The organism is Membranihabitans marinus (genome assembly GCF_019802045.1).
In the GTDB taxonomy this organism is placed as follows: domain Bacteria; phylum Bacteroidota; class Bacteroidia; order Chitinophagales; family Saprospiraceae; genus Membranihabitans; species Membranihabitans marinus_A.
The window spans coordinates 129,048-141,931 of the sequence record NZ_JAHVHU010000012.1 but is presented as its reverse complement, the minus strand read 5'-3'; the positions used below and the strand labels follow the sequence as shown (position 1 = coordinate 141,931).

Annotated in this window: 7 protein-coding genes; 1 reads left to right on the top strand and 6 read right to left on the bottom strand. The window is 44.3% G+C overall.

The window, feature by feature from the left end:
- Positions 1-22: 22 nt before the first annotated feature.
- The 6 genes from KUV50_RS13645 to KUV50_RS13620 form a co-directional block, all read right to left on the bottom strand.
- Positions 23-1,198, bottom strand: coding sequence for a sialidase family protein (locus KUV50_RS13645; RefSeq protein ID WP_222580729.1), 1,176 nt, complete (start codon positions 1,196-1,198; stop codon positions 23-25).
- Between the two features lie 263 nt (positions 1,199-1,461).
- Positions 1,462-3,189 (bottom strand): FAD-dependent oxidoreductase, encoded by a 1,728-nt coding sequence (locus tag KUV50_RS13640; RefSeq protein WP_222580728.1) that lies wholly within the window; start codon positions 3,187-3,189, stop codon positions 1,462-1,464.
- A gap of 854 nt (positions 3,190-4,043) precedes the next feature.
- Positions 4,044-5,750, bottom strand: a complete 1,707-nt coding sequence (locus KUV50_RS13635) for an FAD-dependent oxidoreductase (protein WP_222580727.1) — start codon at positions 5,748-5,750, stop codon at positions 4,044-4,046.
- A gap of 69 nt (positions 5,751-5,819) precedes the next feature.
- On the bottom strand, positions 5,820-7,508 hold the full coding sequence (locus KUV50_RS13630) for a RagB/SusD family nutrient uptake outer membrane protein (RefSeq protein ID WP_222580726.1): 1,689 nt from the start codon (positions 7,506-7,508) through the stop codon (positions 5,820-5,822).
- 13 nt (positions 7,509-7,521) lie between these two features.
- Positions 7,522-10,929, bottom strand: a complete 3,408-nt coding sequence (locus KUV50_RS13625) for a SusC/RagA family TonB-linked outer membrane protein (protein ID WP_222580725.1) — start codon at positions 10,927-10,929, stop codon at positions 7,522-7,524.
- A gap of 162 nt (positions 10,930-11,091) precedes the next feature.
- Entirely contained in the window at positions 11,092-12,156 is a 1,065-nt protein-coding gene (locus tag KUV50_RS13620) for a FecR family protein (RefSeq protein ID WP_222580724.1), read from the bottom strand.
- Positions 12,157-12,335: 179 nt separating this feature from the next.
- Between KUV50_RS13620 and KUV50_RS13615 the strand changes: the two genes are divergently transcribed.
- Positions 12,336-12,884, top strand: coding sequence for an RNA polymerase sigma factor (locus KUV50_RS13615; protein ID WP_222580723.1), 549 nt, complete (start codon positions 12,336-12,338; stop codon positions 12,882-12,884).

Here is a 12,884-nt window from a genome sequence, read left to right as displayed (position 1 = left end):
TTGGACATCGGGTCCCAATTCATCATTTTCTAAAATTTCTTATCCGATGGAATGTCAAAAAATTGGCGTCGTGGTTGTTGTGTGCACCGCCCAACCCATCATCATAGGCGGTTCGGGATAAGTAGATAATATTCCGACCATCAAACTGCCAATCGATGTATTGAAATCCGTGGTATTTCATCTCCCGATGATGGAGCAAGATCCGTTCCAGCTCCCAGTTCACCAAATCCCTGGAGGACATCAGTGCCTGGGTGTTTCGCACCGTAGCCGGGTTTATTGTTGGATTATACTTTTTAATATCCGCCGGAATGTAATTCGCGATCATCCAATATCGGTCAGATGACTTATCGTAACGAATCGTAAATTTCTTGGCTCCGCCCGGGAAGGGTTTAAATCCGGTTTGGGGATCAAAACTGGCTTTTTTCCCATCGGTTGAAATCCTGACAAAAGCCGCTTTCTCCTCGATGGTCGATTTGTCATCCACGCGCAAGATATTCCACAATTGACCCTCCCGGTCTACCACCGCATTCCCTTCGATCCAGGCGTTGAAGTTTCCGTTCAGATACGAAGTATCCCGATATAGTGTATTACTGATCGTCCAGTTACCCGCATCCAGTAAATCCGCCTCAACCGGCGCAGACATCATAAAATTACCGTAGCGTTTGCCCCACCTTTTCGGAGTGCCCATGGCACTTTCCATAGCCCGCCACAAGCGTCCATCGTGGATCAAAACCGGTCCAGGAGCGCAATGGTATTCACCTTCCAACAACAGACCATTTTTGCGATCAGTGGGTTGTGTCCAGGTCCTCCCGCTATCGGTTGACTTCCGTAAAAGTGTGTTCCCATGGTGTTTATGGGTACCCAAAAAATACAAGTCATTCTGATGAACAAACAATTTAGACCAGAACGCATCCTGCAACTCTGCGATCTGAGTCCAGGTCCGTCCTTTGTTTTTCGATACAAATATGCGGGAAGTCGCACTTTCGTGTTCATTGGATTCGGGACCGAAAAAATCGTGTGAAGCGACGTAGTGTCCATTGGGTAAAATGGCTATACTTGGAGATCCGATGTATTTACCCGAGGACTGCGGACTGTGGGTCACTACAATTCCGGGCACCAGTGACGGATCGTATTGCTGGGACATACTCCATTGAGAGCAGCAAACAAACAGAAGTAATAAGGGTAGTTTTCGAAGCATCGTTTTATCGCTTATATTGACTTATTAATAGACCAGATGGTTCATTCCTCCTTTTCTTCATGAATACATCAACCTTACAAAAAAAGACCCCCCATGCATTGGGTATCATCATTGAGGTGGAAATATAAGTTTTTTTATCTGAGCAACTATCAGATAACCAAAAAATCCATACCAGATTCCCAGTTCGTATCCTGCAATGTCAAAGACTAAATTGAATAATAACTTTTTGGCCTGGGTCTTGTCGGCTGGTATTCGCCCATCATCTAATCGACTGCCAGGATCATTCCATCTTCTTGCAGTTTGGTTTTGAGTTTGGCGTAGTTAACATCCTGCACGGCAAGCCCTTCGTCAATCGCCATAACAGCTGCAGTGCCGGCACTTTGCCCTAAAATCATAAAAACAGGTTCCATGCGGATGGATCCAAACGCGACATGCGATGCAGAGAGCGCAACAGGGACCAACAGGTTTCGGCACTCTTGCTTTTTAGGTACGATAGCACGGTAAGCGATCGGATAAGGGGCAGGAAACCCTTGCTGAAAACCGCCTTCATTCCGCACCACATCACGACCATCCTCTTTTATGACGACGCGTTGACAAAAATGAGAATCCATAGGATAGGAGGCGAGTCCAATTCCATCGCTAACGATTTCTTTGGATTCGCAATTGGCTTGTGTCATTACGTAATCAGAAACCATTCGACGTCCTTCCCGGATATAAAGTTGATGCGGCCAATGCCCGGTGTTTTGAAATTCGTCCGGATCCAGTCCCCACGCATTCATGGTATCCTTGATGAATTCCGGGACCTGAGGATCATTAGCCAGAAAATACATGAGTCCCTGCTGATAGTTAACATGGTCCTGAAAAATTTCCTCCCGAATCTTATACAACTCTGACATTGGCATGGTAAGACCACGACGAGGTGGTGGTAATTCTTCAAATGATCCGGATTGATAGGTTCCATCCGGCCACTTATAATTTCCACCGACATAGTCGGTAGAAAAGCTTCCCGCATTGTTACTGTCACCTAAGCGCAATTGAACGGGTCCATCTGTCATAGGGGCGACGGTATAATTAAACACCCACTCAATGGGTGCATCATAGTTTAAAAATCGGGCAAGGAGAGCGTATCGATCAGGATCGTAACCTGCCGGTTTGGGAAAAGGGATTCGATCCTCATCTGTGGTCAGATAATGGCGAAAATTATACGCCTGTACCTTATAGTCGCCTTCCCCGGCCTTTCCATAAGGATCTGAAGATACTTCAGGAAGCAGGCCTGAATCCGGGTTGTCCGCATCCACATAGGGGCTTATCGGCAATCCACAGAATTGATATACATTCTCCCAAGAATCTTTTTGCCATTGCCCCCCCATAGGTTCTCCATAGGCACTGGCTGGTTCTCGTCCGACCGTGTAGGAAACGTTCGCAGCGGCCATTAAATCTCCTTCGTACGTAGCGTCCACAAATACTCTGGCCTGAATGGTTTCGTTTGTTTCCATCGTCATAGAAATCAACTGACCATCTTCCATTTCCACAGTCTCCAGACACCGCCCATAAAGTACGGTTACTCCGGCTTCTTCCAGCATTTCCAAATACAAATTCTCCGCATCTGACGGGCTATACATCCTGACGCGTCCGATCCGGTCATAAAATTCCGAAGCCAACCCACCCACTGTTTCTCTCTTTCCAATGTCTGTCGCAGTCAATCCGCCGGATGTCATTCCACCAACGTGTTGATTAAAAGATAACAGCAACGCCTTTTTTCCAAGGTTTGCAGCCTGAATGGCTGCTGTGACACCCCCTGGTGTTCCACCATAAACTGCCACATCACATTCTATTATCTTGGATGTTCCCCGGTCAGATTTTATATAATAATGCGGTTTATGATCACCACTTGTCTCTCTGGTGTCAGGAAGTGTTCGCGTACAACTTAAAAGCAAACACCCAATAAGTAAGACCGTAAAGTGAATTAAACTACGGCTAAATTGTTTCATGATCATATTTCGTTAGAGTTAACATCAAAAATAATAAGGATTCCACCAACTCAATAAGAATCCATGATTTTTTAAATAATACACTCAAGCTTCGGTAGTAATAAAGAGCAGTGGTCGATGGCACACATTTCGAACTCCTCGAAGCTTGTCTCAACCTTGTTAGAGAGACGCACTGTCCATGCTGAAATCATTGGTTTGAAAACTACCGAACATAAATTAACACAATTCTCTATAAAAAATGCAATCCTCAACAATTCCATTCATATTCAACAACTTAGGCATTGCAGTTACACCATTTACAAATCAGACCTGCTTCCACAAGGCCATTTTGTCACCAAATTAGTAAAACAAATTCATTCTCAATAGATATCCTGGTTTATTCCGTTCTAAACTCTTATTTGAACCCCATACGGGGTTCTCAAAAGTATGGACTTTATCCCCCGGCTGCACAATGTTTGCCGGGGGTTATTTACTTTGAACCCCATAAGGGGTTCCGATCTGGGATGATCTCTATTTCCCGATATTCTCAATCCATTGGGGCTCCTATCGATCAGTGTTCGAAAAACAACACCGTCGGTGTTGAAGATGAATAACCCCGAATAAGCCGCTAGGCGCCATTCGGGGAGTGAATGTTTGTGTTTTGAACTCCGAAGGTGTTCAACCTGACCATCTAAGTTTTTGACATGGTTTTGATAATTTGACAACCCTATTATGGTAAAATCTTAACCACGTCCTATATTTACTTAGCCTGGACGCTTGTCATATGTTGTGAACTTTCAATATGCTTTGATACTACTTTAACTTGTACTTTATGTGGCGTTTTCTGTTTGATGCAAACACACTATTTGAAGGTCTTACTTTTTGAGCTCTGACTTTGGCCACTCCTCCAAATCCACATCCAATCGCTGACCGACTTCCAAAAGCTCCTTTCTCAACTTGTTGTAAGGAACCTCCTGAACGATGTTGTTTTGATCCAATGCAATGTCCGCCGCAACAGCAGAAGATTGGCCCAGTATCATAAATACCGGCTCCATTCGGATCGATCCAAACGCAATATGAGAGGCAGAAATGCCATTGCAACAAACCAATAGATTCGTACACTCATGCTTCCGGGGGGTCAGAGAACGGTAAGAAATAGCATAGGGTCCGCCCGGTGAATACTCCAGATTACCTTCATTCTGCACCAAGCCCTCTGGCGTAATGTATCTCTGAACATTGTGGGAATCCATGTTGTAGGAACCGAGGCCAATGGAATCTGAAGCAATTCGGCTTCTTCGGCAGTCGTGTTCCGTCATGACGTACTCGCCAATCATCCGACGGGCTTCCCGGACATAGATTTGCGGGGTCCAGTTCCCATGATCGGGATATTCATCGGCTGCCAGCCCCCATTTGCTGTATTCTGTTCTGAATTTTTCAGGCACACGCGGATGGTTGGCCATCGACCACATATGACCTTGTTGGTAAATCTTATGATCTTCCAAAATGCGTTCCCGCGTTTCGTGATTACCATCCGGGTATTCATAATTCATGCCGATGTTGTTTGTCGACACCGCCCAGCGGTTGTTGATATCCGTCTTGCGATTTGGCATGGGTGAATTGATCCAGGGGAAGCGGTCATCGCCAGCTTCAAAGTTACGAAACAGCAGTTCGTGCCTCATTTCATCGTACCCTTCCGGCTTTTCGAATGGGATTTGATTTTCCGGAACGTCGGTAAGGCACATCCGGTAGCAATACGCCTGCACTCGGTGGTCTCCCGAGAATTCGTCCCCCGGTCCGGTCGGATCGATGCCGGGTAAAACACCGCTGTGACTTTGTCCGGGCTTGATGTAGGGATCCACATTGCTCTTGAACACGTGATTATGAGATCTTTTCGATTGAACACCATTCAGATTTTCATCATATTTGTCGTTTCCTTCACGGCCCACCGTATAGCTCACGCCCGCCATCGCCATCAAATCGCTTTCATAGGTCGCATCCAGGAACACCTTACCTCTGTACACATTTCCACTTTCGGTCAACATGGCCATAATTTTTCCACCCCGCTTTTCCACGCCCCTTCCATCCAGACGGATCCGATCTTTCAAGACCACCTGTATGCCGGACGCTCGAAGCATCTCTTCATAAATTCGCCGAGCCACCTTGGGTTCAAAACCAAACATTCCCTGACTGTTCTCGGTCAGGCGCGTCGAGCGATTCATGTATTCATCCCAGGTTTGATGATTCCAGGATTGATCGTTCGTATAATGTTGACGAATCTTCTTATAAAAATCGAACGAAAGCCCACCAATGGCCCCACCTTCCCCTTCCACGCCGATATCCGTCTGGCCAAGGCCACCGGATGTCAATCCTCCAATGTGGTTGGAAGGCTCCACGATGATTACCGACCTTCCTCTGTTGGCAGCTTCCACAGCCGCTATTACGCCTGCGGATGAGGCGCCATATATGACCACATCCCATTCCATGTCGTTGTGATAACGAGATCTGAATAGACCAGTGGGCAGAATAAAACCAGAACTGAGAACAGCCGAATTTTTTAAAAAATGACGTCTTTTTGGATTCATGTCTAAATTGATTGTACGTTTTCTATTTATTTTTAGAATAGGTTTCTAATCCTTAAAATAAGCAGTTGGTCAATATTTTGGATTTTGAACCATCTTTTCATTGGTGTCCATCTCAATATAAGGAATAGGCCACAAATAATCCCTGGAAGGATCAAAACTACGACGTTCCACCAATCTCATCTTAAAGTCTGCAGATTCACCGGGCGCTGCGATTGGAATATCATCATAATACGCCGTACCTAATTCATCAACTCGTGGCGGTTTAGATGGATAGTCCCTTTTCATACGTCCTAAAACAGGCAGATTCATCACATCCTCAGCGATCCGCCATCGTCTGATATCAAAAAGCCGTAACCCTTCGCCAGCAAATTCATATTTACGCTCCCGTCGTACGGCATTACGGAGTTCATTTTGATCCATCGTGGTGATGGGTGGCATGTTCACGGACTCGCGTTGTCTTACTTTATTAATAGCTTCTAACACAGTATTATCAATCTGACCAGCTTCAATTTTAGCTTCGGCGTAATTTAACAACACCTCGGCGTAACGGAAAATGATCGTATTGAGCTCACTATTATTAATAGCGTCTTTATCCAAATTGTCTGCATACTTTCTCCATCCCACTCCTGTAAAAGTCGCGTAGGCATGCGTTGCCTCCAAATTCGGAACACGGCGGGCAGGATCCAGGTTGTAATTCCAGCACATCAGGCTATCCCCATGAGTTTCATATTGAAAGCCCAAATAGGTCGAACCGGATACAGCCAATGTGAATCCCAACCTGGGATCCCGATTTTCATAGGGGTTTTGCGGATCGAAAAGTGGTGATTCATCAATTTGCAGACCATCCACGCACTCCCAGGTATCTGTTAACTGATAGGTGGGTTTTTTATTCGTATGTGCTCTCGCTAACCGGCTACCAAACAGGCGAAAAAGAGAATGTGTCTTGGCATTTTCTAAATACTGAACCGAAAATATAATTTCCTTAGAATCTTCACCGGCATATTGGAACAAGTCCATATAACTCGGATTGATAATGTATTCTTCTCCTTCCAATGCCATGACCCTTTGGGCAGCATTTATAGCGACATCCCATCTTTCATTGTACAGTGCAACCCTGGACATTAAGGTAAGTGCAGCACCCTGGGTCGCTCGACCCGATTCAGGATCATTTTGCACCGGCAGGTCTGGAACACTTTCTTCTAATTCTTCAATGATAAAATCTACTATATCCTTTTTGGGTGTACGGGGTGACTCTGAATCAGATAACGATAACGGAGATGTTATTAGTGGCACGTCACCATAAAGCTCAATAAGATAATGATAATATAGACTTCGTAGAAAGCGGACCTCAGCACGAGCTGTGGCCATTACATCCGCATTAATATTACCCGTTCCCCGATCCATATTGGTTACCACATAATTGCACTTAGATATTGCGGAGTAAAGATTCTTCCATACCTGAACAATGTAATCCGTACGTGCATCGTGGTCACTTCTTCCCACCGCTTGCAATCCGGATCCATTACGCTCAAAGCCAATATCCGTTACGGCATCGAAAGACAGATGCAATGGAAAAACCTGGTACTCGGACCACAGGCCAATATAACAGCCTGCCACAGCCATGTTCAATTCCACTTCTGTGGATAAAAAAGTTCCATCGGAAGGATTATTCAATGGCTGTCTGTCCAGATAATCATCGCAGGACATGTAGCCTAAAAACGAAAGCAAAAAAATAGTATTTATTATATACGTTCTCATATCGGTGTTTTTTTTAAAATCTAATATCAATTCCAAAACTATAGGTTTTCACCTGGGGGTAATACCCTCCACTACCCACCGGGGCTTCTACATCATATCCATCCCAAAAATTCTCCAGGGTAAATATATTCTGCCCACTGAAATAGACTCTTAACTTCTGAAAGCCTCCATTAAACAACAAAGAAGGAGGTATGGAATAGCCCAGTTGCACGTTTTTCACTCTTCCATATGCCGCATTCTTCATCCAAAAACTGGACACCTTCTCATTATTTGTTTCATTAAAGGCAAATCTTGGAAAAGTGCTGTTGATATTATCTGGTGTCCATCGATCCTTATGTTGTTCTTGCACGGTTCCACCCAGGAAAAAAGGCATAATACCTTGATTACGGATCAGACCATTGGCTTTACCTACGCCTTGCAGGAAAATTGAAAAATCAAAATCCCTATACTCTGCGTTAAAATTCAGCCCAAAAGTAAGTCGGGGGATCGTTCCACCAATAATTTTATAATCGTTGGCATCAATGACGCCATCTCCATTCTGGTCCACATATTTTATATCTCCCGCTCCAAATGCGCCGTATTGTTGAGGTCCGTTATAGTTACCTTCAGAATCAAAATCGGATTCCTGGATCAACCCAGCGGCTTCCAAACCATATATCGAATGCATTTCATGACCTTCATGATTAACAGTGGTTCCCGATCGGGTAATCCCTTTCAGATCTAAAATTTTATTTTTTACATCTGACAAATTGAATCCAATTTCATATTTGAATTCTTTATCCCACTGACCATAGTTCAAACCGAGCTCCCAGCCCCGATTTTCAACTTTACCAGCGTTTTGATCCGGTGCAGATAAACCGACCGTCAATGGAATATCCAGTGCCAACAGAATATCATCCGTCACCTTATAAAAATATTCAGCAACCAGATTAAACCGGTTGAATACAGTCACATCCAGCCCCAAATTACTTGCTGTCGTGGTTTCCCAGGATATCTCTCTGTTTGCTAAGCTGGTGATCCCCGCTCCATCAACTATTTGATTATTAAACACATAGCTTAAACCCAGGTTGATATCACTGGAAAAGGGATAGGTTCCTATCCTTTGATTACCAAGCTTACCCCAGGAGGCCCGTATTTTCAAGTTATCGACCACATCTTTGGCTGATTCAAAAAATGATTCTTCCGAGATTCTCCACCCTGCAGAAAAGGAAGGGAAGACCCCCCATTTGTTTCCTTTGGCAAATCTGGAAGATCCATCGTACCTAAAATTACCTTCTAAAAGGTACTTCTCATTAAAATTATAATTTAACCGACCGAAAACCGATTGCAAAGCCCACTCTGATGCACCGCCACTCGCTCTTTGATTTTCCTCACCGCCCGAACTCAAAACGGGGTAATCGGGAAAGGCATACTTTTCACGATACCCTGAAAAGTCATCGCTCCGAAAGTCTTCTTGCTGATACCCTGCCAGGAAGGAGATGTTATGGGAACCAAAGGTTTCACTCAGCGTCACGGTCCCCCGTAAGTTGTTCGTCAAACTCCGGCTATGCCGTGTATTGTTTGTACTTCTTTGGGGTGTCTTGTAACTTAAAGACCCATCCCCTCCATAGGTCTGGATTGACTTGTTAAACGCTGACGTATTGGACTGCCAGTAATGCGGAGAATAATAGAAGTTCATCGACAACCAATCCTTGGGATCGTATATCAGACCCAAATTAAGTACCGCTGTGGGTGAATGGCTCTTTCTAAGTCCGCCATCGCGGGTAAAAGCGATCGGGTTATCTCCATTCCATCCCTCCCCCCAGGATCCGTCTGACAATCTTCCACCTTGATTGGCCGGGATTCTTCCAGCCCAATGTATGGCTGCACTCGTTCCCCGGGTAGGATCCACAATATCGTTCTGTACAATATGTGCATCTAATTTAGCAGACAACCCTTTGGCTAATACAAGATCGCTGTTGATATCAAAGGTATACCTTTTGTAATTCGTATTTTCCATGATGCCATTTTGATCCAAATAGCCAAGCGATGCAGAAAACCGGGCACTTTTCGTGCCTCCACTAAAGGATAAAAAATGATTTTGCATATACCCATTTCCTGTAAGGACTTCATCATACCAATCGGTGTTCGGATACTTATCCGGGTTTGTCGCCATATTGTTCCGGTACTCTTCTATAAAATCATCCGAGTATAACTGAGACCTTCCAGTATTAACATATGCTTCGTTTGTCAAAAGCATGTGATCAATAGCGCCCACCATGTCAGGGAGATCGATGGGTGTTTGCTTCCCAAAATAAGAGTTATACGATACGGTTACTCTGTCGCTATCTTTTGCCCTTTTGGTGGTCACGAGAATAACACCCGCGGACGCCCGAGACCCATAAATGGCAGAAGACGCTGCATCTTTAAGGACAGAGATAGATTCTATCGATGAAGGGTCTACACTATTAATATTTCTTTCTACGCCATCAACCAATATCAAAGGGTTCGAATTACCTAAGGTGGTTTTGCCTCTTATGCTTATAGCTCCACCATCTTTTCCTGGCTGTCCAAATCGCTGAGTCACAACCACTCCCGGAGCTACCCCTTGCAATAGCATGGAAGATTGACCCACTTGTCGGCGGGCCAAATCATCCCCATCCAAGGTGCTTATTGCTCCAGTCAGATTGACTTTTTTCTGCGTCCCATATCCTACCACCACTACCTCATCCAAGGTCTTTACATCTTCCTGCATCACAATCGTCAGACTAGTCTGCCCATTCACAGCCACTTCCTGACTGCGATACCCGATGTACGATACGAGCAGTATCGCCTGGTCTGCGATGTCACTGAATGAAAACCGACCATCGACGTCCGTCGCCGTACCTAAGTTTGATCCTTTCACCAGAATATTCACGCCAATCAACGGTTCCCCATTGGTATCTACCACACGACCGGTCACATTCAGCACCAGGCGCTTTAGATGCAATTCATCAAAAGAATGGCCCCCCAGACGATCGACCAGCCTGGACTTTCTTTTGTGCTCCAATTCTTTTTTATCAACGATACTTTGAAAATGCACAATCATTTTTTTCAATGATTCTACGCCCTCCTCCGTGTCCCGATAAACTGCGACATACTGTTTGTCAAAAATCTGGAATTTTAAATCGGCCTGCCCCAGGACATCGTCCAGCGCAGCATCCAAAGTTTCATGTTCTTCTTCATCATAAAGAACGCTCACATTGTTTACCATGACCTGATCATAATTGAAGAAAACGCCAAATTTCTGACCGATCAACTGAAAAGCCTCTTCGAGCAATATTTCTTCGGCTTCGGCCTTCGGCGTGTCGGCATGCAGCGGCCCTTGATAAACCATTAGGAAAATCGCACATAAAAGTATTCCTATCCTACTCTTTTTTCGCAGAAAAAGTTCTAACTTCATTGATTCTAATTTATTGTTAGTTAGTAAATAGCGGGCCAGGGTGACCTAACAATTTGATCATCAAACTTTGCACCTCGGTGGGGAATCGAACCGGTCTGATCACTAGCGTTCAGATTCCATTGTACCAGGTTTACAAAACCTGACACCCTCGGTTACACAAGGTTATCCTGCCCTTTTTTTGATCTTTATTCTATTGTTATCGTAATCTGTTATAATCTCCAAATTCAAGGTTACTTCGATTAATTTATATACCGTTTCCCAATTTTCATAAGGCACTGCCAATGATACTTTTCGGGTAAGCAATGTGCTGTCCTCTACGTTGAACTGCTTCCCGTATATATCTTCAAGTTCTGTGAGGATCTTCCCAAACTCCATTTTTCGGAACGACAGCGTGCCATTTATCCAGGTCGGTTCATTCGTATATTTTTCCCCATCATTTTTCTTGAACAACTTTGTCGTTGTGGAAAAGCTGACGTGATCTCCCGGCTTCATTAACACACCCTCATTTGTCGTAGGTTCTGAGTTCTCACGACCACCCTCTTCCACGGTCACTATTTTTTCATGGTCTTTTTCCGTGCCCAGATCGAGTTTCACCAACCCGCGTTCCAGAAACACATTGGTCTCCCCGCGGCGGCTTGACACATTGAATGCCGTACCCAATACATTAACCAGTAACTCCGGCGTCTGTACCTGAAAAGGAAGCAGGTCCAGGTCTTCGTTTTCTTCTGCATCGATATGAGACACATCAAAATAGGCTTCCCCAACAAGCTCTGCGACCCGAACTCCGGTTTCCTCCCAATTTTTATTCCACATCAGTTTTGAGTTCGCATTCAAGGTCACCGAAGTTCCATCATCCAACAGAATGTCCTGCGTTTCTCCATACCCCGTTTCATAGGTCAGCCCACTCTGTTCTTGCTGTCCCCACACCCACCAAATGGCACTCACCAATGCCAAAACAGAGGCTGCCACGGCCCATTTCCAGGGAAAAGTCACTATTTTGTTTTGTTTTCGTTCCGAATTCCAATGACTTTGCATATCCTCCCAGGTCACATGCGGAATCTGATGAGGTTTATCTGTTCGCTGCCATTCACTCTTAAATAATTCATCGATGTTGTCCGCTTCTTCCGCACGATCCACTCTCCATAGAACTTCTTCCCACTCTTCTTTGGTGAGGGTTCCATCGAAATATTTCCTGGACAAATACTTTATTCTTTCTTCGTCTTTCAACTTAAATTTTTAGTTTTTCCGATCACTACTATGCGATCCACGAAACGTGTATTAATTTAATATTACTCTACAAGACTGTGAAAAATCAAGAATGTACCAGTGCTATATAAATTTTTATTAAGTTTGGACATTGGATTACATCTTTAGGATCCCTTTACATGATGCGCCAAGAGTAAAACATGAATGAATTAAAGTTCAAAATACTATTTCATAAATACCGGGATAAGATCTTTGGATTCTTTGTTCAGTTTCTCGGTGACCAGGAGCTGGCTCGTGATTTGATGCAAGATGTTTTTCTAAAATTAATTCAAAGTAAAAGTGATTTCGACAAGATATCAGATCAGGATGGGTATATTTATCAGATGTGTCGGAACCGGGCATACGATCATCTAAAAAGAGCTTATAAAGACAAAGAATATCGGAAATACCTGGAATCCCACCTAAGCTTTTCATCGAATCATGTTAATCCGGAAGCCGAAGAAAAGATAAAAGCCGAACATTATCGGGAGGTTCTGGAACGATCCATCAACCAACTCCCTGATCAACAACGACTCATTTTCAACCTCAGTAAAAGGGAAGGCTTATCCCATCAAAAAATTGCCGAGCAGCTGGATCTGTCTCCCATAACTGTCCGCAATCACCTACACCGCGCTTTGAAAAAATTAAGAACGATGATCAATCCGGATATTGATCTGATGCTGGTTGCGGTAATGGTTATTCTAACATAG

What these genes read in the sequence shown, in the direction of transcription:
- KUV50_RS13615 (WP_222580723.1), top strand. Translation starts at nt 12,336, where the DNA reads ATGAATGAATTAAAGTTCAAAATACTATTTCATAAATACCGGGATAAG.
- KUV50_RS13630 (WP_222580726.1), bottom strand. Translation starts at nt 7,508, where the DNA reads ATGAGAACGTATATAATAAATACTATTTTTTTGCTTTCGTTTTTAGGC.
- KUV50_RS13635 (WP_222580727.1), bottom strand. Translation starts at nt 5,750, where the DNA reads ATGAATCCAAAAAGACGTCATTTTTTAAAAAATTCGGCTGTTCTCAGT.
- KUV50_RS13640 (WP_222580728.1), bottom strand. Translation starts at nt 3,189, where the DNA reads ATGAAACAATTTAGCCGTAGTTTAATTCACTTTACGGTCTTACTTATT.
- KUV50_RS13645 (WP_222580729.1), bottom strand. Translation starts at nt 1,198, where the DNA reads ATGCTTCGAAAACTACCCTTATTACTTCTGTTTGTTTGCTGCTCTCAA.
- KUV50_RS13625 (WP_222580725.1), bottom strand. Translation starts at nt 10,929, where the DNA reads ATGAAGTTAGAACTTTTTCTGCGAAAAAAGAGTAGGATAGGAATACTT.